Annotated in this window: 24 protein-coding genes; 13 read left to right on the top strand and 11 right to left on the bottom strand. The window is 66.5% G+C overall.

Annotation, left to right across the window (positions count from 1 at the left end; genetic code table 11):
* Positions 1-25: 25 nt before the first annotated feature.
* Together ubiG and SJY41_RS17030 are read left to right on the top strand one after the other, a co-directional pair.
* The gene (gene ubiG, locus SJY41_RS17035; RefSeq protein ID WP_380783407.1) at positions 26-766 is read left to right on the top strand and encodes a bifunctional 2-polyprenyl-6-hydroxyphenol methylase/3-demethylubiquinol 3-O-methyltransferase UbiG; all 741 of its coding nucleotides are present in this window, start codon (positions 26-28) and stop codon (positions 764-766) included.
* 131 nt (positions 767-897) lie between these two features.
* Complete coding sequence (locus SJY41_RS17030; protein ID WP_380783406.1) at positions 898-2,352, top strand: DUF2029 domain-containing protein; 1,455 nt, start codon at positions 898-900, stop codon at positions 2,350-2,352.
* Here the strand turns inward: SJY41_RS17030 and SJY41_RS17025 are convergent.
* From SJY41_RS17025 to SJY41_RS17015, 3 genes are read right to left on the bottom strand one after another with little or no spacing between them, the layout of a single operon-like run.
* Positions 2,294-3,478 (bottom strand): glycosyltransferase, encoded by a 1,185-nt coding sequence (locus SJY41_RS17025; RefSeq protein WP_380783405.1) that lies wholly within the window; start codon positions 3,476-3,478, stop codon positions 2,294-2,296. The genes SJY41_RS17030 and SJY41_RS17025 overlap by 59 nt on opposite strands.
* 13 nt (positions 3,479-3,491) lie before the next feature.
* Complete coding sequence (locus SJY41_RS17020; protein ID WP_380783404.1) at positions 3,492-3,998, bottom strand: DUF2141 domain-containing protein; 507 nt, start codon at positions 3,996-3,998, stop codon at positions 3,492-3,494.
* Positions 3,995-5,011, bottom strand: a complete 1,017-nt coding sequence (locus tag SJY41_RS17015; protein WP_380783403.1) for a hypothetical protein — start codon at positions 5,009-5,011, stop codon at positions 3,995-3,997. The genes SJY41_RS17020 and SJY41_RS17015 overlap by 4 nt, the downstream gene beginning before the upstream one ends.
* 48 nt (positions 5,012-5,059) lie before the next feature.
* On the opposite strand from SJY41_RS17015, the gene SJY41_RS17010 reads away from it, so the two are divergent.
* Positions 5,060-6,139, top strand: a complete 1,080-nt coding sequence (locus tag SJY41_RS17010; protein WP_380783402.1) for a glycosyltransferase — start codon at positions 5,060-5,062, stop codon at positions 6,137-6,139.
* 145 nt (positions 6,140-6,284) lie between these two features.
* On the opposite strand, the gene SJY41_RS17005 is transcribed toward SJY41_RS17010, so the two are convergent.
* The 5 genes from SJY41_RS17005 to pyrE all read right to left on the bottom strand — a co-directional run bounded on the left by SJY41_RS17005 (position 6,285) and on the right by pyrE (position 10,279).
* Positions 6,285-7,367 carry an AI-2E family transporter gene (locus SJY41_RS17005; protein WP_380783401.1) on the bottom strand — a complete coding sequence of 361 codons (1,083 nt, stop codon included), beginning with the start codon at positions 7,365-7,367 and terminating at the stop codon, positions 6,285-6,287.
* Between the two features lies 1 nt (position 7,368).
* A complete protein-coding gene (lepB, locus tag SJY41_RS17000; RefSeq protein WP_380783400.1) occupies positions 7,369-8,358 on the bottom strand; it encodes a signal peptidase I in 990 nt (329 codons plus the stop codon).
* Complete coding sequence (gene acpS / locus SJY41_RS16995) at positions 8,355-8,789, bottom strand: holo-ACP synthase (protein WP_380783399.1); 435 nt, start codon at positions 8,787-8,789, stop codon at positions 8,355-8,357. The genes lepB and acpS overlap by 4 nt, the downstream gene beginning before the upstream one ends.
* A 168-nt stretch (positions 8,790-8,957) precedes the next feature.
* Entirely contained in the window at positions 8,958-9,698 is a 741-nt protein-coding gene (locus SJY41_RS16990; protein ID WP_380783398.1) for a pyridoxine 5'-phosphate synthase, read from the bottom strand.
* On the bottom strand, positions 9,695-10,279 hold the full coding sequence (pyrE, locus tag SJY41_RS16985) for an orotate phosphoribosyltransferase (protein WP_380783397.1): 585 nt from the start codon (positions 10,277-10,279) through the stop codon (positions 9,695-9,697). The genes SJY41_RS16990 and pyrE overlap by 4 nt, the downstream gene beginning before the upstream one ends.
* A gap of 229 nt (positions 10,280-10,508) precedes the next feature.
* Here pyrE and coxB point away from each other — a divergent pair, with 229 nt between their 5' ends.
* Positions 10,509-11,651, top strand: coding sequence for a cytochrome c oxidase subunit II (gene coxB / locus SJY41_RS16980; protein ID WP_380783396.1), 1,143 nt, complete (start codon positions 10,509-10,511; stop codon positions 11,649-11,651).
* A 1-nt stretch (position 11,652) separates the two neighbouring features.
* Positions 11,653-13,317: a cytochrome c oxidase subunit I gene (gene ctaD, locus SJY41_RS16975; protein WP_380783395.1), complete on the top strand. Its 1,665-nt coding sequence runs from the start codon at positions 11,653-11,655 to the stop codon at positions 13,315-13,317.
* A gap of 127 nt (positions 13,318-13,444) precedes the next feature.
* On the opposite strand, the gene SJY41_RS16970 is transcribed toward ctaD, so the two are convergent.
* The gene (locus tag SJY41_RS16970; RefSeq protein ID WP_380783394.1) at positions 13,445-14,590 is read right to left on the bottom strand and encodes a diguanylate cyclase; all 1,146 of its coding nucleotides are present in this window, start codon (positions 14,588-14,590) and stop codon (positions 13,445-13,447) included.
* Positions 14,591-14,771: 181 nt separating this feature from the next.
* Here SJY41_RS16970 and SJY41_RS16965 point away from each other — a divergent pair, with 181 nt between their 5' ends.
* The 8 genes from SJY41_RS16965 to SJY41_RS16930 all read left to right on the top strand — a co-directional run bounded on the left by SJY41_RS16965 (position 14,772) and on the right by SJY41_RS16930 (position 21,147).
* On the top strand, positions 14,772-15,671 hold the full coding sequence (locus tag SJY41_RS16965; RefSeq protein WP_380783393.1) for a heme o synthase: 900 nt from the start codon (positions 14,772-14,774) through the stop codon (positions 15,669-15,671).
* The gene (locus SJY41_RS16960) at positions 15,668-15,814 is read left to right on the top strand and encodes a hypothetical protein (RefSeq protein ID WP_380783392.1); all 147 of its coding nucleotides are present in this window, start codon (positions 15,668-15,670) and stop codon (positions 15,812-15,814) included. Before SJY41_RS16965 ends, SJY41_RS16960 begins: the two co-directional genes overlap by 4 nt.
* Positions 15,814-16,365 carry a cytochrome c oxidase assembly protein gene (locus tag SJY41_RS16955; protein WP_380783391.1) on the top strand — a complete coding sequence of 184 codons (552 nt, stop codon included), beginning with the start codon at positions 15,814-15,816 and terminating at the stop codon, positions 16,363-16,365. Before SJY41_RS16960 ends, SJY41_RS16955 begins: the two co-directional genes overlap by 1 nt.
* A gap of 30 nt (positions 16,366-16,395) precedes the next feature.
* Positions 16,396-17,322: a cytochrome c oxidase subunit 3 gene (locus SJY41_RS16950; RefSeq protein WP_380783390.1), complete on the top strand. Its 927-nt coding sequence runs from the start codon at positions 16,396-16,398 to the stop codon at positions 17,320-17,322.
* A 256-nt stretch (positions 17,323-17,578) separates the two neighbouring features.
* Positions 17,579-17,962: a DUF983 domain-containing protein gene (locus SJY41_RS16945; RefSeq protein ID WP_380783389.1), complete on the top strand. Its 384-nt coding sequence runs from the start codon at positions 17,579-17,581 to the stop codon at positions 17,960-17,962.
* Entirely contained in the window at positions 17,959-18,588 is a 630-nt protein-coding gene (locus SJY41_RS16940; RefSeq protein WP_380783388.1) for an SURF1 family cytochrome oxidase biogenesis protein, read from the top strand. The genes SJY41_RS16945 and SJY41_RS16940 overlap by 4 nt, the downstream gene beginning before the upstream one ends.
* 278 nt (positions 18,589-18,866) lie before the next feature.
* The gene (thrC, locus tag SJY41_RS16935; RefSeq protein ID WP_380783387.1) at positions 18,867-20,267 is read left to right on the top strand and encodes a threonine synthase; all 1,401 of its coding nucleotides are present in this window, start codon (positions 18,867-18,869) and stop codon (positions 20,265-20,267) included.
* Positions 20,268-20,277: 10 nt separating this feature from the next.
* The gene (locus tag SJY41_RS16930) at positions 20,278-21,147 is read left to right on the top strand and encodes a class I SAM-dependent methyltransferase (protein WP_380783386.1); all 870 of its coding nucleotides are present in this window, start codon (positions 20,278-20,280) and stop codon (positions 21,145-21,147) included.
* Between the two features lie 323 nt (positions 21,148-21,470).
* Here the strand turns inward: SJY41_RS16930 and SJY41_RS16925 are convergent, their stop codons facing one another.
* Both SJY41_RS16925 and SJY41_RS16920 read right to left on the bottom strand, forming a co-directional pair.
* A complete protein-coding gene (locus tag SJY41_RS16925; protein WP_380783385.1) occupies positions 21,471-22,442 on the bottom strand; it encodes an agmatine deiminase family protein in 972 nt (323 codons plus the stop codon).
* On the bottom strand, positions 22,443-24,080 hold the full coding sequence (locus SJY41_RS16920; protein ID WP_380783384.1) for a M28 family peptidase: 1,638 nt from the start codon (positions 24,078-24,080) through the stop codon (positions 22,443-22,445). It lies immediately after the preceding gene.
* Positions 24,081-24,154 lie beyond the last annotated feature (74 nt).

The following is a 24,154-nucleotide window of genomic DNA, read 5'->3' as shown; positions in this document are numbered from 1 at the left end:
GCGGCGGCCCTGATAGGTAGCGCGCATGATACTGGCAAGTGACACCGTAATGGGCGCAACAATCGATCCGAAGGAAGCCGCGCACTTCGGCACGATGGCGAAGGACTGGTGGGATCCGAAAGGCTCGTCGGCCCCGCTCCACAAGCTCAACCCGCCGCGCCTGCGCTATATCCGCGAGCAGGTCGACGCGCATTGGGGTGGCGACGGTTCGACCTTTACCCCGCTGTCAGGAAAGACTGCGCTGGATGTCGGCTGTGGCGCTGGGCTGCTGTGCGAACCGCTCGCCCGGCTTGGCGCAGCGGTAACCGGTATCGACGCGGCGCCCGAAAATATCATGGTTGCAGAGATACATGCAGCGCAGAGCGGTCTGGCGATCGACTACCGCGCAGGCGGCGTCGAGGGGCTGGTCGGCGCGTTCGATCTCGTCACCAGCCTCGAGGTGATCGAGCATGTCAGCGATCCCGCCGGCTTCGTCCGCGGCCTCGCACGAACACTGGCGGAAGGCGGGTTGCTGATCCTGTCGACACCCAACCGGACGCCGTTGTCTAGACTGGCGATGATCACCGTGGCGGAAGGTGCCGGGGTAATTCCCAAGGGCACGCACGACTGGAACAAGTTCCTCACGCCCGAGGAACTGACCGCCCTGCTGAAAGACGCCGGTCTCCGCGTGACGGATACGCGCGGGCTGAGCTTCTCGCCGGCGACGGGGTTCACGCTGAGCGATTCGACCAGCCTCGATTACTTCCTGACCGCGGTAAAAGCCTGACTCGTGCCCGCGGCTACCCCACCCCGGCGAAGGCCGGGGCCCAATTGGGGAAGCCAAGGTAACGAAGCGCCATCCTCAACCATAACCGGCCCTCAATTGGGCCCCGGCCTCCGCCGGGGTGGTGCAGAATAATGGGCGACAGTCGTAGCCAACCCTGTTCGGCGTTTGCGGCGCTGGCGATGATCCTCACCGCCCTCGCACTCCTTCGCCCCATGGATCACGACGAGAGCCAGTATGTCGCCGCGGCGATTCTCACCGCGCACGGCCTGATCCCCTACCGCCATTTCGCCTACCTGCAGACTCCGCTGCAGCCGTACCTGTTCGCCCCGATCGCGCTCATCGCCGGCACCTGGACCTGGCCAGCCCTGCGCATAACCAATGCCTTTCTCGGCGCAGCAACGATCGCCGCCATCCACCGCGCCGCTCGCATCGGCGGTGCGAGCCCCCGCGCCGCAACCATCGCCGCCGCCTTGTTCGCGACCTGCGACATCCTCCTCTTCAGCATCGGCACCGCGCGCAACGATGCGCTCCCCGCCGCCTGCCTCGCGCTAGCCTTACCCGCGATCGTCCGTACCGCGCGCAGCGAGGCCAGCCGCCGTGACGCCGTCCTGATCGGCGCCCTGCTAGCCACCGCCGCGACCGCCAAAATCTCCTACGCGCTCCCCGCGCTGACCTACGGAGCCTGGACGCTGTTCAGACGCAGCCGGCGCCCGTGGTGGACGCTGCTCGGCGCGATGCCGTTCGCGCTCTTCACGCTGGCGCTGTTCGTCGCATCGCCGGAAGGCTTCCTGTTCGGGGTGATCGACTTCCCGAGCAAAGCGCCCGCCGAATGGTACCTGGCCCACCCGTGGAAGCTGTCGAACACCGCCAAGATCATCGACATCCTCAAGTTCCTCGCGCTCGGCCCCGCGCTGCTGGCGATCATCGCCACAGCAGGCAAACGCGATCGCTGGCACAGGATCCTCGACCTGCTGATCCTGGCTGGCCTGATCGCCGCGCTCGCGCCGGTGCCGACGTGGCGGCAATATCTCCTGCCGATGCTGCCCGCGCTGTTCGTCCGGCTCGCGCTGGTCTGGCACGCGCACCCGCCCGGCAAGGCGATGCGGATCGTCGCGGTCGTCTTCGCCTGCGCCGGTCTCGCCCCCACTGTCGAAGCCGTGGCGAGCGGCAGCATTCCGATGCTCGACGCGATGCGCGATGCGGCCATGATTCGCGAGACGCTGGACCGCGAGCACGTCAGCGGCCCGGTCGCGACGCTCTCCCCGCAATTCCTCCCCGGCCGCGCGATCGACCCGCGTTTCGCCGCCGGCCCCTTCTATTTCCGCAGCGTCGCGCTCCTGAACGCAGGTCAGGAACGCCAGCACCGCCTGGTCTCGCACGCGCGGATCGCCCTACTCGGCCAGCCGCCCGCGATCCTGATCGGTGGCGAAGGCGCGTGGAGCAGTGGCGACGACCGGATCGACGCAACGCTCGCCACTTACGCGATCAACCGGGGCTATCGAGCGGTACCGATCCGCGGCACCCGCTTCACGCTGTACGTCGCGCGCCCTGCTTCGCCGCGACCAGCCCCGCATAATAGTCGATGAGTTCCACCGCATGCTCCCGGTCGCTCCGCACATGCCGCGCCGCCACCGCTGCCGCGCGCCGCAGCAACGCGCGATCCCGGGCGAACAACCGCCCGATCGCTGCCGCCGCGCTCCCGGCATCGCGCGCCGCGTAGAGTTCGCTGGCATGGGCATCGGCGACCTCGGCACACCCCCCTGAATCGGGCACGATCAACGGGAGTCCCGACGCCATCGCCTCCGACGCGACCAGCCCGAACGGCTCCGCTTCCGACCCGTGGATCAGCGCATCGCAACTCGCCATGATCCGCGCGAGCCGCTCGCGATCATACACCGGCGCGAACATCCGGATGTGCGGCGAGCCGCCGATCCGCCGCTCGATCGCCTTGGTCTGTGCCCCCGCGCCGATCAGGATAAGCCCGACCGGCAGCGTCGATCCCGCCCGCGCCACCGCATCGACCACCAGCGGCCAGCGCTTCTCGCCGTGATGTCGCCCGAGCCCGAGCAACAGCATGCCGTCCTCGGGCAACCCGCACTGCCGCAGCAACGCCGCGCGCAACCGCGTGTCGCGGAGGTCCGGCGAGAAATGCCCGCGCTCGATCCCGAGCGGCATCGCGATGTCGATCCGCAGTCCCCGCGCGCGCAACCGCTTCTCCAGCGCGGGGCCGTTGGTGACGACCACGTCGTATTTCTCGAGAAACCGCCGCATGTACCGACTGTACCAGGCGAACCCGCGCTCGATCTGGTCATGGCTGGCCACACCCGCGAACCAGCGATGTGCGTATGCCGCGATATTGTCGTTGTGCATGAAGAACGCCTTCACCGCGCGTCCTTCCCAGTCCCCGACGAACCACGCCGGCCGCCACGGCGAGCATGATTCGACCACGTCGGGATCGAGTTCGTCGAGCACCCGGTGCATCGCCGCGCTGTCCCAGAACAGCCCGTAGTTGCGATCGAACGGCATTCCCGGCGACTTGAGGTAGATGATCCGGCCACCGCCGGGCCGCTCCTCGACGCGGTCCTCCCTGCCCGGAGCAACGACGATCAACTCATGGCCGAGGTCTGCCAAAATCCCCATCTTGCGGTCGACATAGGTCCTGACTCCGCCGCCGGTGGGCGAGTAGAACTCGTTGACGTCGACGATTCTCATGCGCGGGCCGACATCAGCCGATCGGTCCGAAGCCGCCGAGACCGCGCAGATATTGGGCGGTGATGCGGACGGTCGTCACGCCCGCGCCGACTTCGACCAGCGCCTGACCCACCTTGGGTCGCGACCGTCCGAGCTTGGTATTGCTCGCGAACCCGGCGCCGTCGGTCCAGATGCTGAACTTGTTCTTGCCGTCGCGATTATGCGTCAACAACAGCGCGTAGCGACCTGGCCGCGGTACCCGGATGCACATCGTCGTCGGTCCGGTCGCGGGGGTCGGCACGATCACGCGCCGGAACGTCTTGCCCGCAGCGATCAGGACATGATCATCCTTCAGGAAATCCGCTTCCTCGCCCGGATAGAGTTCGAGCTTCAATTCGCCGGTGCGGTCCTTCAACCCGGTGATCTCGACCGCGATTGCCGGGCCCTCGCCCGACCGACAGGCCGCCGCGTCGCTGCCAAGCATTTGCGCGCTCGCCGGATCTACCAGCGCCAGCGCGCCTGCGAGAGCATATCGGATCATGCGCGACTCCTCTCGGCGATGGCATGAGCGCCGAACGCCACGATCAACGCGACATGCACCAGCAGCGTCAACGCCGCGGTAAACGCGATCAATTCCGACAGCGCCTGATCCTGCCCGATCAACAGGATCGCGGCATTGGCGAACAACAGGTCCTTGTTGGGCACCAGCGGCAGGCGCGACACGAGCAGGCGCCCGGCGGCAAGGAACAGCCACATGCCCACCGGCACGCCCGGCAACGCGAAATGCCACGCGAACGCGATCAGCAGCGATCCGCACATCAGCCGGATGCAGTGGACGCCGAACACCCACCACAGCTTTCCCCGCGGCAGCGAGAACACCCGTTTCGAGAAGAGCAGGAACGGCAGCGATATCGCGAGCGTCACGCCCGCCGAGCCGAGTACCGTCCGAAACTGATCGTGCGTCAGCAGGTGCCGGCCGAGCGGCAGCGCGATCGCCACCAGCAGCAGCGTGATCGCGTTCCCGGCGATCGCCGACAAGATGGTGACGTCCTTCACCGCGCCGAACGGCGACGCGACCATTCGCGCCTTCGCCCGCGCCCATGCGTAGAAATACGCGTCGCCCGAATATCCGAACACGACCTCGTTCGCGATCCGCTTCTTGATCAGCGCGACGAGGCCACCAAGCGGGATGTTCCAGAGCCGGCGGAAGATCACATAATCCCCGGTCGGCGGCGACATGTAGAGCAGGCCGAAACACAAATAGAACCGCGGGTCGTGCGGTACCGACCGCGACAGACCGGCGAGTCCGTGGCCAAGCAGCGCGCGCCCCAGCCCGACGATCATCGCGAGCGTCAGCACCGCGCCGATGATTGCCGGCCAGCGGCTGCCGATCGTCTTCAGCGGCTCCAGCCCGGCGCGCGCGAGATCCGCATAGCCTTCCGGGTCGGCAGTTTTGGCACGCGTATTCAATCGCCGGTCCTCAAGCCATTCCATCGCCTGTCGGTCGGCCCAATAGCCGCCCGTCCGCCCGCGTGCACCTAAAGTCGGTTTCATTCGGTCGCGATCTCCGCTCTACCAATCGCGCGTTATGATGACCCCCGTATGTCAGCCCTGAGCGAACCACCGATCGCCCGGCACATCCTGACCTATGCCGAGGACCTGCGCGGCGGTGGCGTTGAGCGTGCGCAACTCCGCCTCGCGCGGGGCTGGCTGGCGGCGGGACGGCGGGTGACGCTGGCGATCGAGGACATCGATGGTCCGTTGGCGGCGGAACTGCCCGAAGGGCTGGAGATCATCGCGCCCTCGCGGCTGCTGGCGCTGCCGGGAGTCGTCCGCCGCCTCGCGCCGGATGTCCTCTTCTGCCCCGGTAACTTTTATACCGGCATCGCGGCATGGACCCGGCTGCGGCTTGGCAAGGCATGCCCGCCGATCGTCGCCAAGATGTCCAACGCGCCAGCGCGGGCCGATCACGGCCGGTTGATGCACGCCGCGCACCAGGTCTGGCTCGCGCGCCACGGCAGCTTCCTCGACCACCTCGTCGCGATGACTCCGGCGACGGCGGACGAGGCCGCGGTGGCGACGCGGATGGTCGGGCGGACGAGCGTCATCCCCAATCCGCCGGCGGTGTCGATTCCGAGTGACTCGACCTCGAGTGAGCTACCGGACTTGCCCGATCGTTTCATCCTCGGCGTCGGGCGGCTGGAGCCGCAAAAACGCTGGGACCGGCTTATCGCCGCGCTCCCACTGCTGAAGGACCAGGCCATTCCGTTGGTGATTCTCGGCGATGGCAGCGAACGCGCGACTATCGAGACGCAAATCCGTTCGCTCGGTTTGCCGGGCCGAGTCCTTCTGCTCGGCCATAGCAGCAATCCGTTACCAGTGATGGCTCGTGCAACGGTACTCGCGCTGACGTCGGATTACGAAGGCGTACCGGGTGTGTTGCGAGAGGCGTTGTCGGTGGGAACGCCGGTGATCTCGACCGACTCGAGCGCGGCGGTGGCGGAGATTATCGACCAACCCGACCGCGGTACGGTTATTGCGAGAGACGACGCCGCAGCGTTGGTCGCGGCGCTGGACGCGTGGCTAGCGCCGATTGCGCAACGGCCGCAGGCGGTTCCGCAACCCGGTACGGACTCGGCCGCCCGCTACCTCGCGCTCTTCGACCAATTGGTAAGGCGGTAATCCCTACCCTTTTAGCCTGCGCCTCATTGACGTCACTCCGCCCCACCGTCCGTCATCCCCGCGGAGGCGGGGACCCATATCTTCAGGGGTTTGCCGGTATGGGTCCCCGCGTCCGCGGGGATGACACGAAGAGTGATGGATAAATTCAGGCAGTCGCGCCCGCTTCCATCTCACCCGCCTCGACCTGCTCCTCTTCCCGCTCCGACCGCCGCTCGAGCGCGGTCTTGATCATCGCCGTCATCGGGTCGGCCAGCGCCAGCCCCAGTATCCCGAACAAGGCGCTCGCCATGATCTGCGCCCCCAGCGTCAGCGCCGGCGGCAGGTCCACCGTGCGCTTCGCTACCATCGGCACGATCACGTATCCGTCGATCGTCTGCACCACGAGGTACGTGCCGATCGCCCAATAGCCCGTATCGACGCCGGCGCTGAACCCGACCGCGACCATCAGCACGCCGGTCACGATCGCGCCGACGTTCGGGATGAACGCCAGGATGCCCGCGATGATGCCGAGCAGCATCGCCATCGGCACGCCGCCGACCGCCAGCGCGATGCCGCTCGCGACACCCTCGACCGCCATGCCGAGCAGGCGCCCGGCGAGCAGCTTGCGCAACGTGTCGCCCATCTTCACCAGCGTCCGGGCGAACTCGGGCCGCAGGTCGAGCGGCACCATCCATTCGAGCCCGCGCGAATAGGTGCCCGGATCCATCGCGATGAACAGCCCCAGGATCAGGATCATGAACATGCTGGTGATCGCGCCGATCGCGGTGCCGACCCACGACGTCACGCGCCCGACCGAGCCGAGCGCCTGCTTGACGATCCCGTTGACGTCCGACGCGCCCGGCATGACCCCGTGCGACGACAGGAACCCGGTGAAGCGGTTCGCCTGCATCTCCAGGGTCGAGCGCAGCTGCGTTACCTGCTCGGTCACCTGCACGCCGGTCAGCACGAACGTCCCGATCAGGAACGCGAAGGTCAGCAACACGACGATCAGCAATCGCCAGCCACGCCCGATCGGCAGCACCCGCCCGAGTAATCGCACGCCGCCATCGAGCAAGGCCGCGAACACGACGCCCGCAAAGATGATCAGCAATGGCTGGACCAGCACGATCAGCAACGCGATCCCGCACGCCAGGCCCAGCCAGATCAGCGCCCGCTTCAGTTCCTTGCGCAGGAACGGATCGCGCATTTCGACCGGGCTGAGCTCGGTGACCGCCTGTGGCTCGGCCATATCAATTCGCCTTGGCGGGATGGAGCGATGTGCCGGCGCGGTCAGAGCGGAGCGAACCCCACCAGCTCAACGGGTTGAACGTCGCATCGCCGTCGAGGCTAAAGGTGATGAACTCCGCACGCCCGCCGAGATTCTCGTACGGCACCGGCCCGCCGAGTCCCAGTTGGCTCAACGCAAAGCGGCTGTCGGCGGAGCGATCGCGGTTGTCGCCCATCAGGAAGACATGGTTCGCGGGGATCGTGATCTCCGCGAAATTGTCACCCTGGCTGTCGGGCTCGAGGTCGATCGTCTCGTAGCGACGGCCGTTCGGCAGTGTCTCGGTATAGGTCGGCAGGCGGCACATCGCACGCCCGTCCGACAGCGTTTCCTTCGCGCCGGGATAGTCGATGTCGCTGCACGGGCTGTTGGTATCGACCGGGATCAGCTTGTCGTGGAGGGGACCCCGCTTCACCGCGACGCCGTTCAGGAACACGATCCCGCCACGCACCGCCAGCTTGTCGCCGGGAAGGCCGATCACGCGCTTGATATAGTCGTTGTGCGTGCCGGGCGGCGTCACGATCACCACGTCGCCGCGCGTCGGCAGCGAGCCGAACAGCCGGCCGTGCATGAACGGCAGCGACACGCTCCAGCTATCCTCGGGCTCGCGCAATACCACGCCCTTGAAGATCGCTACGGGGTTCGGGATCGTCGGCGACACGAACGACCAGCCATACGCGAACTTCGTCACCACCAGCCGGTCGCCGATGCGAAGGCCGGGCAGCATCGATTCGCTGGGGATATAGAAGGGCTTGGCGATGAAGCTGTGGAAGCCGAGCACGACCAGGATCAGCCAGAATATGCCCTTCACCTCGCCCCACCAATCGGTGCCGCGGCGGCGGGTCGTCGTGTCCGGCGTGGTGCCGGCTGGTACGGCTGCATCGGCCGCCGTCGTGTGAGCTGCCGCGACAGGCTTCTCGGGGAACTCGTTGCCGTCCAACGCAGCGTCCTTCATCGATTCATGTCCTGGCCCATGTCCGGGAATATCAAGGGTATGGCTTCGATGATCACGAAGGCCTGCGCCCAGGGATGATCATCGGTCATGGTTAAATGCACGCGTGCGGCGTGGCCTTCGGGGGTCAACGCGTCAAGCCTCGCTTTGGCGCCTCCGGTCAGTGCTAGCGTCGGCGCGCCGCTCGGGGCGTTGATGACGCCGATATCGCGCATGAACACGCCCGCGCGAAACCCGGTGCCGACCGCCTTCGAAAACGCCTCCTTAGCCGCGAACCGCTTGGCCAAGGTCCCGGCCTTCGTAAAAGGTCGCCGCGCCGCCTTCGCGCGCTCGACATCGGTGAACACCCGCTGCTCGAACCGATCGCCAAACCGCTCGATTGACGCTGTGATCCGCTCGATGTTGCACAGGTCGGACCCAAGCCCGATAATCATCGCGACGCCTGGAGTCGGAAGACAAGAGAATGTGTTCGCGCGGAGACGCGGAGACGCGGAGAGTATGAGAGCCGCAAGCGCGGCGAAGGTGAGAAGCAAGCAGGACGGCTCCCAACAAACCCCTTCTGCTCCGCGTCTCCGCGTCTCCGCGTGAACAAACTTTCTAATTCACCGCGCCGCATCCATAGCCTCGCGCATCAGCCGCACAGCCTCGCCGAGCCCGACGAACAGCGCCTCGCCCACGAGGAAATGCCCGATGTTCAGCTCCCGAACCTGCCGGATAGCCGCAATCGGCGCGACGTTGTCATAGGTCAGCCCATGCCCCGCGTGCACCTCGATGCCGTTCTTCGCCGCCAGCGCCGCGGCATCGGTCAGCCGTCGCAGCTCCGCGGTGCGCGCCTCGCCCGACAGTTCCGCGTACAGCCCGGTATGCAGCTCGATCACCGGCACCTTGAGCCGCACCGCCGCCTCAATCTGGCGCGCGTCGGGCTCGATGAACAGCGAGACGCGGATGCCCGCCCCCGCCAGTGCATCCACCAGCCGCGCCATCCGGTCGTAATGCCCGGCGACGTCGAGCCCGCCCTCGGTCGTCAGTTCCTCGCGCTTCTCGGGCACGATGCAGGCCGCGTGCGGCTTGTGGCGCAGCGCGATGCCGAGCATCTCGTCGGTCGCCGCCATCTCGAGGTTGAGCGGGATCGTCAGATCGGCCGACAGCCGCGCGATGTCGTCGTCGGTGATGTGCCGGCGATCCTCTCGCAGGTGCGCAGTGATCCCGTCCGCCCCCGCCGCCGCCGCGACCAGCGCCGCGCGCACCGGATCGGGATACCCCGCCCCCCGCGCATTCCGCACGGTCGCGACGTGGTCGATATTCACGCCGAGGCGCAGGTGGTCGTTGCCGGGGGGGCTCATGCCGCGGCCCTACTGCCAGGCTTGATCGCCGGGATCGCCGCCAGTTCGGGCGGCAGCGCATCGGCCGGATAGGTCGGCACGTCGAGCCGGATCAGCGGGAAGAACGGCACGCCCAGATCCGCCGTCCCGTTCGAGCGATCGACCAAGGCCGCCGCCGCAACGGTCACGCCACCCGCACGCCCGATCGCCGCGATCGCCTCGCGCGACGACAGGCCGGTGGTGACGACGTCCTCCATCATCAGCACGCGTTGACCGGGCGCGAGCCGGAACCCGCGGCGCAGTTCGAACACGCCGTCGGGCCGCTCGAGAAATACCGCCTCGACACCAAGCGCGCGGCCCATCTCGTGGCCGGCAATGACGCCGCCCATCGCCGGCGAGACCACGATATCGATCTGCGCACGCAACTCGGCCGGGATCGACGCCGCCAAAGCCTCAGACAGACGCGCACCGCGCGCGGGGTCCATCAACACCCGCGCGCATTGCAGGTAGCGCGAACTGCGCAGGCCCGAGGACAGGATGAAATGCCCTTCGAGCAACGCTTCGGCAGCGCGGAATTCGGCGAGCACGTCGTCTTCGGTCATCGCGGGTCATCGCTCCAAATGGTCTGTTCGCGCTGATACGAGCGCGTGAAACCACGTGCAACGACTACTGGTTCATTAATGAACGGTCGGAGAAGGCTTGAGGCGAACCCTCCTGCCGGGTATGCTGCCGCAAAATGATAAGCAGACATCCGCGCGTCCGTGATATCGGGTTCGCTATAAACCGGGGTCAAGAAAAACGATGCGCAAGATGGGGATGAGAGGATTTGCGATGGCAGCGGGGCTCGCACTGGCGAGTCTCGGTGGTGTCGCCGGGCATGCGGCCCAGCCTTCGAGCACACCAACAGCACCGCAGGCAGCCGCTGCTCCGGCCGGCGTGTCGAACACCGCGCCGACCACGGCCGCGGCGACGCCGACCGCCAACCCGTCGAGCCCCGAACTCGCGATGGACGGTGCGCCGGCGATGACGGTCAAGCCGATGATCGGCCAGCCGACCGACGGCCTGTTCGGCCTCCAGCCGCAGGTGACCAAGAACGGCCAGTTCGCGCACTGGATGCACAATTCGATCCTGGTGCCGACGATCACGGTCATCTCGCTGTTCGTGCTCGCGCTGCTCTTCTGGGTGTCGTTCCGCTATCGCCGCGCCGCCAATCCGGTGCCGTCGAAGACCAGCCACAACACCTTCATCGAAATCCTCTGGACGCTGCTTCCGGTCGTGATCCTGGTGTTGATCGCGGTCCCGTCGATCGGCCTGCTCCAGGCGCAGTTCAAGCCGGCGCCGTCCGGAGCGGTGACGCTGAAGGCGATCGGCAACCAATGGTATTGGACCTATCAATACCCGGACAATGGCGGCTTCGAGATCACCGCCAACATGCTGAAGGAAAAGGGTGACGTCGCTGCCGGCGAGCGCGCCCGCACCGATGCCGACGGTCCGAAGCTGCTCGCCGCCGACAACCGCATCGTCCTGCCGGTGGGCGTGCCGATCCGGCTGATCACCACCGCCAACGACGTGATCCACAGCTGGGCCGTCCCTGCCTTCTGGATCAAGCTCGACGCGATTCCGGGACGCCTGAACGAGACCAGCTTCACGATCGACAAGCCCGGCCTGTATTTCGGCCAGTGCTCGGAACTGTGCGGCGCGCGCCACGGCTACATGCCGATCGCGGTCGAGGCGGTCAGCCCGGCCGAATTCGCTGCCTGGATAAAGGCCAAGGGCGGCACGATGCCGACCCCCGGCGAGGCATCCGACAAGGTTATCCCCCAGCCTGGTGCCGACGGCTCCGCCGCGAAGGTCGAGGAGGCCGCGGAAACCGCCAACGCTACCGGCCCGGTCGAGAACGTAACAACCGCAGCGCCCGCGACGACGCAGGGCGCGACCTCAAACCCGGCCGGCGCCGGCAACGCGGGACAGTAAGATGACCGACACCGCTCTCCACCCGTCGGCCTTCGTTTCGCACGAAGCGCACGATCATCATCACGATACCGATCACAAGCCGAGCTTCTTCGCGCGTTGGTTCATGTCGACCAACCACAAGGACATCGGCACGCTGTACCTGATCTTCGCGATCGTCGCGGGGATCATCGGCGGCTCGGTCTCGGGTCTCATGCGCGCCGAACTCGCGCATCCCGGCATCCAGTATCTGCAGGGCTGGGCGAGCATGCTCCACGGCGGCCCCGCCAGCCTCGACGAATCGCTCCACCTCTGGAACGTGCTGATCACCGCACACGGCCTGATCATGGTGTTCTTCATGGTCATGCCGGCGATGGTCGGCGGATTCGGCAACTGGTTCGTGCCGATCATGATCGGTGCGCCGGACATGGCGTTCCCGCGCATGAACAACGTGTCGTTCTGGCTGCTGATCCCCGCTTTCACGCTGCTGCTGGCCTCGCCGTTCTTCGGTGGTGCTGGTAACGGCTGGACGCTCTACGCACCGCTCTCGACGTACGGCGAGCCTGGCCCCTCGACCGACATGGCGATCCTCGCGCTGCATCTCGCGGGCGCATCGTCGATCCTCGGCGCGATCAACTTCATCACGACGATCTTCAACATGCGTGCGCCGGGCATGACGCTGCACAAGATGCCGCTGTTCGTGTGGTCGATGCTGGTCACCGCGTTCCTGCTGCTGCTGGCACTGCCGGTGCTCGCGGCCGCGATCACGATGCTGCTGACCGATCGCAACTTCGGCACGACGTTCTTCGACCCGGCCGGCGGCGGCGATCCCGTCCTGTACCAGCATCTGTTCTGGTTCTTCGGCCATCCCGAAGTCTACATCATGATCCTGCCCGGCTTCGGCATCGTCAGCCAGGTCATCTCGACGTTCAGCCGCAAGCCGGTCTTCGGCTATCTCGGCATGGCGTATGCGATGGTCGCGATCGGCGTCGTCGGGTTCGTGGTGTGGGCGCACCACATGTTCACCACCGGCCTCAGCGTGAACACCAAGATGTACTTCACCGCGGCGACGATGGTCATCGCGGTACCGACCGGCATCAAGATCTTCTCGTGGATCGCGACGATGTGGGGCGGATCGCTCACCTTCAAGACGCCGATGGTGTGGTCGATCGGCTTCATCTTTATGTTCACCGTCGGCGGCGTGACCGGCGTGGTGCTCGCCAATGGCGGCATCGACGATTACATGCAGGACACCTATTACGTGGTGGCGCACTTCCACTACGTGCTGAGCCTTGGTGCCGTATTCTCGCTGTTCGCGGGGTTCTACTACTGGTTCCCGAAGATGACCGGCAAGATGTACAACGAGTTCCTCGGCCAGCTGCACTTCTGGGTATTCTTCGTGGGCGTGAACGTGATGTTCTTCCCGATGCACTTCCTGGGTCTCCAGGGCATGCCGCGCCGTATTCCGGACTACACGCCGCAGTACGAGCATTGGAACACGGTCGCCTCGGTCGGCTACATGATCATGGCTGCGGGCATGGCGGTGTTCTTCGTCAACCTGATCTGGTCGCTGATCGCGGGCAAGCCGGCCGGCGATAACCCCTGGGGCGAAGGCGCGACGACGCTGGAGTGGACGATCTCCTCGCCGCCGCCGTACCACCAGTTCGAGACCCTGCCGAAGATCGACTGACGCGGATAAGGGCCATCAGGCCCCCGCCCGGCCGGCGCGGCAAAGCCGGATCCGACGACACGGGACCTGCTCCCAAGTCGAGCCAGCCACAAAGGAAACGCCTCGGGGAAATCCGGGGCGTTTTTCGTTACGCCGCCACTCGGTCCCGCCCCGTCGCCTTGGCAGCGTACATGGCCCGGTCCGCCTCTGCCATCGTATCGCCGAGCGTCGGCGCTGCACCCTGCGCCACCGCCACGCCCAGACTGATCGTGATCCTCGGCGCCTCGGCTATCGGACGGCCCGCCAACTGGCGCGCATGCTCGGCAAACCCCCTCACGTCGGCGTCGGCTGCGCCCGGCAGGATTACCAGAAACTCGTCCCCGCCGAGGCGCACCACATGCCCGTTCACGGGTTCGCACAACGCCGCCATTCGCTCGGCAAGTGTTCGAAGCACGGTATCCCCCGCCGCATGGCCATGACGATCGTTGACGCGCTTGAAATGGTCGACATCGACGATCACCACCGCTGCGCTGGCGATCGCCGGCCGGTGCCGGTTCGCCGTCAGCCACGCCCGGTTGCGCACGCCGGTCAGCCCGTCGCGCGCCGCACTTTCGCGCAGTTGCCCCATCGCCAGATCGCCACGCATCGCGAGCAGTCCGAGATTGATGACGACCAGCAACACCTGGTCCGACAGCATCGCGAACATCGCGAGCGTGTTGATCCCGTCGAACGGCGTCAGCGTCGCCGCGATCGACAGCGCATAGCCGGGCAGATAGCCGAGCAGCGCCAGCCCCGCGATCCGCCGTCCCCGCGCGCTGTCGTGCGCGCCGTCATCGACATGGTTCCGCTTCGCACCGCGCAACAGGGCCATGCCGAACACCGTCATTCCGAACGCGAGGCCGGCCGTGACGACCACCGACCCGGTCGCAGTCGAAACAGGCACGCCCGAAACCCGCAGCGCATATGGGCCGGCGAAGCACAGCATCGACACCAGGCTGGGCACCACCATCCACCGCGCGAAGGCGGCGCGCCCCTCGAGGATCCGGACACCCGACAGCAGGAACACGTTCGATCCGGACAATGCCGCGAACAGCACGCAGCCTAAGGTGATCCCGAACGGCGGCGGCCAGATCTCGAACGCCAGCATGACCGCGACGTAGATGACCGAACTTGCCGCCCAGTGCCCCAGATACCGCGCCTCGCGATTGCCGTGCCACAGCGCCAGGAACACGACGGCGAAGGCAAAGCTGGAGAGCATGCTGCACAGGCGGAGCGTCGACAGATCGGGAGCCATGACCATAATGGCGCGAACGATACCGCGGCAGTGGTTAACGCCTCGCTGAAACGAGACCACTCCACTCACGCTTGGAGATCACCGCGCTGTCGCTACGGAGCGCAGCGCCCGCCTGCCCGCGCGCGGTCCGCGAACCACGCCTTTCCCCAATCCCCGCGAGCGCGTATAGCATACCCGAACCATGACTCTTGCTACTCCCCTCCTGCCACCGGCGCATTGGCGCGATTTCCTGGCGCTCACCAAGCCGCGCGTGATGACACTCGTCGTCTTCACCGGCCTGTGCGGCATGCTCGCCGCGCCTGTCGGCGTTCACCCGGTGATCGGCTTCACCGCGATCCTCTGCATCGCGCTCGGCGCAGGGGCCGCGGGTGCGCTCAACCAATGGTACGAGTCGGACATCGACGCGGTCATGCGACGCACGCAGAAGCGCCCGCTTCCCGATGGCCGGATGGACCGGCAGGCGGCACTCCATTTCGGCGTCGGCCTCGGCGCGTTCTCGGTCCTGTTCATGGGATTCGCGGTCAATATCGTCGCCGCCGCGATCCTCACCGCGTCGATCCTGTTTTACGTTCTCGTCTACACAGTCTGGCTGAAGCGCCGCACGCCGCAGAACATCGTTATCGGCGGCGCCGCCGGCGCGTTCCCACCGCTGATCGGCTGGGCCGCGGCGACCGGTGATATCGCGCTGCTGCCGGTGCTGCTGTTCCTGTTCGTGTTCCTCTGGACGCCGCCCCATTTCTGGGCGCTCGCGCTGTTCATGAAGAGCGATTACGCCGCCGCAGGCGTGCCGATGCTCCCCGTCGTATCGGGCGAACGGACCACGCGGACGCAGATCGGCCTCTACACGATCCCGATGGCGGCGGTCGCGATCCTGCCCTGGCCGCTCGGGCTGACCGGTCCGATCTACGGTATCGCTGCCGTGTTGCTGACCGGCTGGTTCGCGTTGCTCGCGGTCCGCGTCGCCAGGCGCACTACCCATGCCGACGACCTGATGAAGCCGGAGAAGGCCTTGTTCAAATACTCGATCCTGTATCTGTTCGTTATGTTCGGCGCGCTGGTCGTCGACCGGTGGTTCGCATGAGCGTGCCTGACCCGAACCAGTCGGACCTGATCCGCAGCCGCCAGCGGGGGCGGGCGCGAGTCATGGCGCTGCTGCTCGGCGCGTTCGTAATCCTCGTCTTCGCGATCTCGATCGCCAAGATCCGCGCGGGGATGCCGCACTGATGGCCGGTTGGCGGGCCATGTCGCGTACCAACCGCACCGCGGCGTTCGCGGTGCTGTTCATCTGCTTCATGACCGGGCTCGCTTGGGCCAGCGTGCCGCTCTACCGCCTGTTCTGCGCCGCGACCGGTCTCAACGGCACCACCAATCGCGGGCTCGCCGCACCCGGCGCGGTGAATCACCAGATCACGATCGACTTCGACACCAATGTCAGCCCCAAGCTGCCGTGGAAGTTCACGCCGGAAAATCGCTCCGACACGATCGACGTCGGCGCGCGCGACATGGCGTTCTTCACCGCCACCAACACCTCCGACAAGCCGCTGACGGGCACCGCCACGTTCAACGTCCAGCCCGCGCAGGCCGGCAAGTATTTCACCAAGATCCAGTGTTTCTGCTTCACCCAGCAGACGCTCAAGCCCGGCGAGACCGCGCGGATGCCGGTGATCTTCTTCGTCGATCCGAAGATCCTGACGGACCCGGATGCCGCCGATATCCAGACGATCACGCTCAGCTATACGTTTTACCCGGTGGATTCTGCCAAAACAGCCAGCTAGAACAGCCGCAAAGAATATAGGGGAGTTACGATGGCCGGCGCCAAGAACCATGATTATCACATCCTGCCGCCGAGCATCTGGCCGCTGGTTGGTTCGTTCTCAGCACTGATCATGGCAGCGGGCGGCATCATGTGGATGCACGGCGGCCATGTCGACAAGCCCAATGGCGGCGGCTGGGTGTTCTTCATCGGCCTCGCGGGCGTGCTCTTCACGATGTATTCCTGGTGGACCCAGGTCGTGCACGAGGCGCGCGCAGGCGATCATACACCGGTCGTCCAGCTCCATTTCCGCTACGGCATGATCCTGTTCATCGCTTCCGAAGTGATGTTCTTCGTCGGCTGGTTCTGGGCGTTCTTCGACTTCTCGCTGTTCCCGACCGCGATGACCTTCGCCGACGGGACCGTCACGCGCGCGGTCGAAGGCGGCGCGGCGATCGTCGCGCAATGGCCGCCGAAGGGCCTGACGGTCATCAATCCGTTCGAACTGCCGCTGCTCAACACGCTGATCCTGCTGACGTCCGGCACCACGGTGACCTGGGCGCACCATGCGCTGATCCACAACCAGCGCGGTGGCGAGAAGACCGGGATCTGGGGCCTGATCGGCGTCGGCAACCGCGACGGCGTGCTCAAGGGCCTGTGGCTGACGGTGATCCTCGGGATCCTGTTCAGCTCGATCCAGGCGTACGAGTATGCGCACGCTCCGTTCCCGTTCAAGGGGATCAACTACGGCGCGTCGTTCTTCATGGCGACCGGCTTCCACGGCTTCCACGTGCTGATCGGCACGATCTTCCTGATCGTCTGCCTGGTCCGTGCGTATCGCGGCGACTTCACCCCGAAGCAGCATTTCGGGTTCGAGGCCGCGGCCTGGTACTGGCATTTCGTCGACGTCGTGTGGCTGTTCCTGTTCGTCACCGTCTACGTCTGGGGCGGCTGGGGCGCACCCGTCCACGGCGGTTGAGGGTCGATCCGCAAGTTTATGGCCGCCACCCCGGCGCAGGCCGGGGCCCAATTGGGAAGGCTGCAGTAACGAAGCGCTGTCCGCAGCTAGCGGTGTCTCCCACCTGGGCCCCGACCTTCGCCGGGGTGGTGGCGTTTTCCGGTACTGCACGGACGCTATCGAAAGATCCGGCCTCAAGCTTGTTCTCCCGCGAAGGCGGGAGCCCAGTCTGGGTCCCCGCCTTCGCGGGGATACAAACGACGGATAAGCTGACCGCATGACCGAAGACCCATACCCGCTCGCGAACGCCCCCACGATCGCTGAGGTCGCGCTCAAAGGCCTGTGCCCCCGCTGCGGCAAGCCGACCCTCTTCGCCAAATGGTCCAACTTCGCCGATCGCTGCACGAACTGCGGGCTCGACTTCTCCAAGTTCAACGTCGGTGACGGCCCTGCCGCCTTCCTGACGCTGATCCTCGGCGCACTCGTCGTAGCCCTGGCGATCACGCTCGAACTCAAGGTTCATCCCCCGCTCTGGGTGCACATGCTGATCTGGATCCCCTTCACCGCCGGCGGCGTCGTCCTGTCGCTCCGCGCCGCGAAAGGCGCGCTGATGTCCGCCGAATACCGCAACGCCGCCCGCGAAGGCCGAATCGACCCGTGACCCGACCCGCAAGACGCGTCCCGATCATTCCCACGATCCTCGTCACGCTCGCGATCGCGGCGATGATCGCGCTCGGCCTGTGGCAACTCATCGACCGCCTCCCGAAAAAGGAAGCGTTCCTGGTCCAGCTGGCCGCCAATCCTGCCAAGCCGCCGATGGCCTTCCCGCGCGTGCCCGACGAAGCGCTGCTCTTTCGCCGCGCTACGGGCGTATGCCTCCAGCCGACCGGGATAACGCTCGCCGGCGCCGGCAAGTTCGGCTTCCGCGCGATCGCGCAATGCCGAACCGGCGCGGACGGTCCCGGCATGATCGTCCAGCTCGGCACTACCCGCGATCCGATGGCGAAGATCGCCTGGGCCGGCGGCGAAGTGTCGGGTTACATCAGCCATGCCCCCGACGGCCGTTCGCTGATCGGCTCGCTGTTCGCTCACTCCGCGCAGCGCCTGATGCTGGTCGCGGACACGCCGCAGGCCGGTCTCTCTCCGAACGGGAGGCCCGACATCGCCACGGTCCCGAACAACCACCTCGCCTACGCAGGCCAATGGTTCTTCTTCGCCGCCATCGCCGCGATCATCTACACCCTGGCACTCCGCCGTCGCCCGCGGACGGCGCCGAGCCCGCGCTGAGTTTCGGAGTGCGCGAGATGACGCGCCCTTCACGTCACGCCATGTCACGCCTGAGCCCAACACCGTCATCCCAGCGAAAGCTGGGATATTCCCGTTTGGCCCACGTCACCTGCATCGAGGGATACCCCAGCTTCCGCTGGGGTGACGGATTGGCGCCGCGCGGCGGGAAACGGGAGTAGAAAATAGCCGCCCCGTTCTCCCGCGCATGCTCAGACATGACCACCAGACGACACCCGGCCGCTTGTCGCTTCTTCCCCCACCCGCTAAGTCGCGCGGCCATGCGTTACATCAGCACCCGCGGCTCGGCCCCCGTCCTCGATTTCGAAGCGGCGACGCTCACCGGCCTCGCTTCCGATGGCGGCCTCTACCTTCCCGAGGCATGGCCGACGATGACCCGCGACGAGATCGCCGCACTCGCCGGGCTCTCTTACGTCGATACGGCCGTGGCGGTGATGGCCCCGTTCGTCGGCGACGCGATGACCCGCGAGGAACTGAAGGCACTGTGCGAACAGGCCTATGGCCGCTTCTCGCACGCCGCGGTCACGCCGCTGGTGCAGCTCGACCACGACCAGTGGCTGCTCGAACTCTTCCACGGTCCGACGCTCGCGTTCAAGGACGTCGCGCTGCAGCTGCTCGGCCTGTTCTTCGAGCGTTTCCTGGCCGGCACGGACAAGCGCCTGACGATCGTCGGCGCGACCAGCGGCGACACCGGCTCGGCCGCGATCGACGCGGTCGCCGGGCGCGCGGGCATCGACATCTTCATGCTCCACCCGGTCGGCCGCATCTCCGACGTGCAGCGCCGCCAGATGACCACGGTGCTCAGCCCCAACGTCTACAACATCGCGATCGAAGGCAGCTTCGACGACGCGCAGGCGCTGGTGAAGGCGATGTTCAACGATCCCGCCTTCTCGGACAGATTCGCGCTGTCGGCGGTCAACTCGATCAACTGGGCACGGCTGATGGCGCAGGTGGTCTACTTCTTCTACGCCGCCGTTCGCCTCGGCGCGCCCGACCGCGAGGTCGCGTTCGCGGTCCCGACCGGCAATTTCGGCGACGTTTTCGCCGGCTATGTCGCGGCGCGCATGGGCCTCCCTGTCGCCAAGCTGGTGGTCGCGACCAACGTCAACGACATCCTCCACCGCGCGCTAAGCACCGGCGATTATTCCAAGGGCGGCGTCCAGCAGACCCCGACCCCGTCGATGGATATCCAGGTCAGCTCGAACTTCGAACGCCTGTTGTTCGACCTTGGCGACCGCGATGGCGCCGCGCTTGCCGCACAGATGGCGGGGTTCGAGTCGTCGGGCGCGATGCGCCTCACCAACACGCAGTCGCGGGGCTCCTCCGCCCTGTTCCAGAGCGACCGCGTCGATCTCGACGACATGACGCTGGCGATGCGCTGGGCGCACGAGCGCGCTGGCCAGGTAATCGATCCGCACACCGCCATCGCGCTCGCCGCTGCCCTGCGCACCGAAGTCCCGGCCGGCGTGCCGATCGTGACGCTCGCGACGGCGCACCCGGCAAAGTTCGGCGATGCGGTCGAGCGTGCCACCGGCGTTCGTCCAACGCTGCCGGCGCGGGTCGGCGACCTGTTCCAGCGCGAGGAACGCTACGCCACGCTGCCTGCGACGTTCGATGCGATCACGGCATACATCGCCGAACGCGCGACGCCGTCGGTTTGAAGAGGGCAGCATGAAGCTCGATACTCTCGTCGGCGAACCCTGGGCCGACTACGGCCTGATCGACTCCGGCCACGGCAAGAAGCTGGAGCGCTATGGCCGCTTCCGCTTCATCCGCCCCGAACCCCAGGCGATGTGGGCGCCCGCCTCGACCGACTGGAAGGCGCAGGGCGAATTCGTCCCCGGCTCCGACGAAGATGGCGGCGGCCGCTGGGAATTCTCCGAGCCGGTCCCCCGCGAAGGCTGGACGCTCAAGTGGAACGAGGTGTCGTACACCGCGCAGACCACCCCGTTCCGCCATCTCGGCTTCTTCCCCGACATGGCGCCGGTGTGGAGCTGGATGCGCGAGCGCGTGGCGGGGCTCGACTCGCCCGAATGCATGAACCTGTTCGGCTATACCGGCGTCGGCACGCTGGCGATGGCGACCAAGGGCGTCCGCATGGTCCACGTCGACGCGTCAAAGAAGTCGGTCGAGGCGGCCAAGGCCAACGCCAAGCTGTCCGGCATGGCCGACGCGCCGATCCGCTGGATGACCGACGACGCGGCGAAGTTCGTCGCGCGCGAGGTTCGGCGCGGGCGGCGGTACGACGGGATTCTGCTCGATCCGCCGAAATATGGGCGCGGGCCCGAGGGTGAGGTCTGGCGCCTGGAAGAGGACCTCCCCAAGCTCATCGCCGACTGCAGGAAACTGCTCGACGAGAATTCGCGCTTCCTGTTCCTGACGGTCTACGCGGTGCGGATGTCGGCGCTGGCGATCGGCGAACTGCTCAACCAAGTGTTCGCGGACCTGCCGGGCAAGGTGGAAGTCGGCGAGTTGGGCGTCCGCGAAGAAGCGCGCGGACTGGTATTGCCGACGGCAATCTGGGCCCGCTGGAGCCGCTGAACTCGCCTTCTTAGCCACCACCCCGGCGAAGGCCGGGGCCCAATTGGCAAGGTTGGCGTAACGAAGGGCAGTCCTCCATTGGCTAAGTCCCCCAATTGGGCCCCGGCCTTCGCCGGGGTGGTGGTTGGTTCAGGGGACGGGACAAACACGGCAACTCCCATACCGTTCGTGCCGAGCAGCGACCGAGTAGCCCGCTAGGGCGTATCGAGGGCGCGTATCGAGGTACAGGTTCAGCGCGCCAACCTGTCCTTCGATATGCCGTCTCGATACGCGCCTTGCGGAGCTACTCGACAGCTACTCAGGACGTACGGCGGTTGCGGGACCTACCCCGGGATCTGCTGCGAGATACAGTGGAAGCTCCCGCCCCCGGTCAGGATGTGATCCGCGCGCTGTCCCACAACCTCGCGATCCGGGAACAGCGCCTGGATCGCCACCACCGCCGCCTGGTCGTTCTCCGCGCCGTACAACGGCACGACCACCGCGGCATTGCCGATGTAGAAGTTCATGTAGCTCGCCGGCACGACCTCCTCGTCACGCAGCACGCGGCCCGGCGATGGGATCGTCACGACCTCCAGCCCGGCGGCTTGCGCATCGCGCGCCGCGTTCTGGTACACCTGCCAGTTCGGATCATTGTCGGTCGCCTTCGGGATCGCAACCCGCCCCTCGCCGACGAACCGCGCGAGGTTGTCGACATGGCCGTCAGTGTGATCGTTGACCAAGCCGTCGCCCAGCCACACCACGCGGGTATAACCGAGGTCGGACGCCAGCCGCGCCTCGATCTCCGCCTTGCTCAGCGAAGGATTGCGGTTGCGGTTGAGCAGGCACTGCGCCGTCGTCACGACCGTCCCGGTACCGTCGCCATCGATCGCCCCCCCTTCGAGCACCCAGTCGCATGCCTCGACCCGCTTGTGCCGGCTCGCCGCCAGCCGCTCGCCGATCGTGTCGTCACCCGGCAGGTCGTACTTGCCCCCCCAGCCGTTGAACCGGAAGTCGCGCGCGCTGCCGTCGCCGACGATGATCGGTGCGGTATCGCGTAGCCAGATGTCGCCGAACGGCTCGACCACCACCTGCGCGAACGGCGCGAGCCGCTGAGCGGTCGTAGCTGACCCGACGTCCGCGGCGACCAGGATCACCGTCTCGCCCTTGCCGTCGGCATGCACGGCCTTCGCAAACGCGACGACCTCGTCCCGCGCAGGCTCCAGGTCTTCCAGCCATAGGTCCGCATGGCTCGGGAAACCGATCCAGACGGCCTTGTGGTGCGCCCATTCGGCGGGGGTAGAGACGGTCGTGGTCACTTACTTGGCTCCTGCGCGATCGCGGTCACGAATGCCGCGGAATTCGGCGCTCTTATACCAGTTCGGCCACAGACTGGTATCGTCCGCGAGTTTCCGCCCGAGCCCGTAATAGATCGTCAGGTCCTCGACCGCGCCCGACCAGTCCCATCTGGCGTCATATTCGTCGGCGGGCTTGTGATACCGGTGCGCGACATAATCCTCGCGCGCGGCATGTCCCGCCGCGGTGCCGCCAACGACCAGGTCCTCGCCGCTGCCGCCGTCGAGCATCGGCACGCCCAGTTTGGCGAAACTGAAGTGATCCGACCGGTAATAGCCGCCACGTTCCGGGTTCGCCTCGACGCCGATCACGCGGCCCTCGGCGGCGACGAACGGCTTCACCAGATCCTCGATCTCGGATTTCCCCGCGCCGGTGAGGACGAAATCCTTCGCGCGGCCATCGACGTTCAGCACGTCCATGTTCACGCCGCCAACGGTATGCGCGAGTAGATAAATCGGATGCTCGGCATAATAGCGCGAGCCGAGCAGCCCCGATTCCTCCGCCGTCACCGCCAGGAACGCGATCGACCGCCTGGCCGGCCCCGCCTTCACCTGCGCCTCGGCCAAGGCTACCAGCCCGGCAACGCCACTCGCATTGTCCGCCGCGCCATTGCAGATGTCGTCGCCATCGACCGCGTCGCAGCGCCCGAGATGATCCCAATGCGCGGAATACATCACGTAATCATTGGGCGCCGCGGTCCCCGGCAGCACGCCGATGACGTTCTTCGACGCCTGCCGCTTGATCGTGTTGGTAAAGCCGCCCGCGAACGTCAGCCCAAGCGGTACCGCCTTGAAGCCCCTTACCTTCGCCGCCGCCGCCAGCGTCGCATAATCCTTGCCCGCGCTCGCGAACACGCGCTCGGCCGCCGGCTTCTGCATCCAGCCGACGATCTGCGACTGGTCGAGATGATCGCCTTTCTCGTCCAGCTCGAGCTGCGGCCCGGTCCACGACGATTGCACCACCGCCCACGGATACGCCGCCGGCTCGGTATCATGGACGATGATCGCCGCCGCCGCGCCATGCTTGGCGGCGTTCTCGAACTTGTACGGCCAGCGCCCGTACCACGTCATCGCGCGCCCTTCGAAGGGCCCCTCGCGCGACATCGTCTGCCAGTCGGCGTCGTTGATGAGGATGACCACGGTCTTCCCCTTGACGTCGGTGCCGGCATAATCGTCCCAGCCCTTTTCGGGCGCGGTAATCCCGTAGCCGACGAACACCACGTCGCTGTTCGCCACCGCGACCTTCGGCACGACGCGGTAGGTGCCCGCGACCATGTCGGTCCGGAAGTTCAGGCTGACCGGCGCCTTGCCGCCGGAGAACACGTACGGCTGCACGTTGCCCGCGGTGATCTGGACCATCGGCACGTCCTGCGTCCACGATCCCTTGTTACCGGGCTTCAATCCCGCCGCCTTCATCCGCTCGACGATATACGCGACGGTCTTCGCCTCCGCGGGCGTGGTCGGCGCGCGGCCCTCGTAGGCGTCGGACGAAAGGACCTGCGTCACGGTCTTCAGCGTCGCTACCGAGATTGCGGGCGCTGGCGCCGTCTGGGCGGCGAGCGGGACGGGCAACAGCAGGGCAGCAAATATCAGGTGACGCATCGGTGCTCCGATCGATTGGCGCGGCTCTTTTTGCACCGGGACTAGCGCTTGTCCACGAACACGATCCAATTCCG

The sequence above is a fragment of the Sphingomonas sp. R86520 genome (genome assembly GCF_042466285.1).
In the GTDB taxonomy this organism is placed as follows: domain Bacteria; phylum Pseudomonadota; class Alphaproteobacteria; order Sphingomonadales; family Sphingomonadaceae; genus Sphingomonas.
This window is presented reverse-complemented; position numbering and strand designations above follow the sequence as displayed.

Coding starts and splice junctions, on each gene's coding strand:
- SJY41_RS16950 (WP_380783390.1), top strand. CDS start 16,396: ATGGCCGGCGCCAAGAACCATGATTATCACATCCTGCCGCCGAGCATC.
- SJY41_RS16970 (WP_380783394.1), bottom strand. CDS start 14,590: ATGGCTCCCGATCTGTCGACGCTCCGCCTGTGCAGCATGCTCTCCAGC.
- lepB (WP_380783400.1), bottom strand. CDS start 8,358: ATGAAGGACGCTGCGTTGGACGGCAACGAGTTCCCCGAGAAGCCTGTC.
- ubiG (WP_380783407.1), top strand. CDS start 26: ATGATACTGGCAAGTGACACCGTAATGGGCGCAACAATCGATCCGAAG.
- SJY41_RS16960 (WP_380783392.1), top strand. CDS start 15,668: ATGAGCGTGCCTGACCCGAACCAGTCGGACCTGATCCGCAGCCGCCAG.
- SJY41_RS16965 (WP_380783393.1), top strand. CDS start 14,772: ATGACTCTTGCTACTCCCCTCCTGCCACCGGCGCATTGGCGCGATTTC.
- SJY41_RS16920 (WP_380783384.1), bottom strand. CDS start 24,080: ATGCGTCACCTGATATTTGCTGCCCTGCTGTTGCCCGTCCCGCTCGCC.
- ctaD (WP_380783395.1), top strand. CDS start 11,653: ATGACCGACACCGCTCTCCACCCGTCGGCCTTCGTTTCGCACGAAGCG.
- SJY41_RS17005 (WP_380783401.1), bottom strand. CDS start 7,367: ATGGCCGAGCCACAGGCGGTCACCGAGCTCAGCCCGGTCGAAATGCGC.
- SJY41_RS17020 (WP_380783404.1), bottom strand. CDS start 3,998: ATGATCCGATATGCTCTCGCAGGCGCGCTGGCGCTGGTAGATCCGGCG.
- SJY41_RS16945 (WP_380783389.1), top strand. CDS start 17,579: ATGACCGAAGACCCATACCCGCTCGCGAACGCCCCCACGATCGCTGAG.
- coxB (WP_380783396.1), top strand. CDS start 10,509: ATGGCAGCGGGGCTCGCACTGGCGAGTCTCGGTGGTGTCGCCGGGCAT.
- SJY41_RS17030 (WP_380783406.1), top strand. CDS start 898: ATGGGCGACAGTCGTAGCCAACCCTGTTCGGCGTTTGCGGCGCTGGCG.
- SJY41_RS16930 (WP_380783386.1), top strand. CDS start 20,278: ATGAAGCTCGATACTCTCGTCGGCGAACCCTGGGCCGACTACGGCCTG.
- SJY41_RS16955 (WP_380783391.1), top strand. CDS start 15,814: ATGGCCGGTTGGCGGGCCATGTCGCGTACCAACCGCACCGCGGCGTTC.
- SJY41_RS17015 (WP_380783403.1), bottom strand. CDS start 5,011: ATGAAACCGACTTTAGGTGCACGCGGGCGGACGGGCGGCTATTGGGCC.
- SJY41_RS17025 (WP_380783405.1), bottom strand. CDS start 3,478: ATGAGAATCGTCGACGTCAACGAGTTCTACTCGCCCACCGGCGGCGGA.
- SJY41_RS16990 (WP_380783398.1), bottom strand. CDS start 9,698: ATGAGCCCCCCCGGCAACGACCACCTGCGCCTCGGCGTGAATATCGAC.
- pyrE (WP_380783397.1), bottom strand. CDS start 10,279: ATGACCGAAGACGACGTGCTCGCCGAATTCCGCGCTGCCGAAGCGTTG.
- SJY41_RS17010 (WP_380783402.1), top strand. CDS start 5,060: ATGTCAGCCCTGAGCGAACCACCGATCGCCCGGCACATCCTGACCTAT.
- acpS (WP_380783399.1), bottom strand. CDS start 8,789: ATGATTATCGGGCTTGGGTCCGACCTGTGCAACATCGAGCGGATCACA.
- thrC (WP_380783387.1), top strand. CDS start 18,867: ATGCGTTACATCAGCACCCGCGGCTCGGCCCCCGTCCTCGATTTCGAA.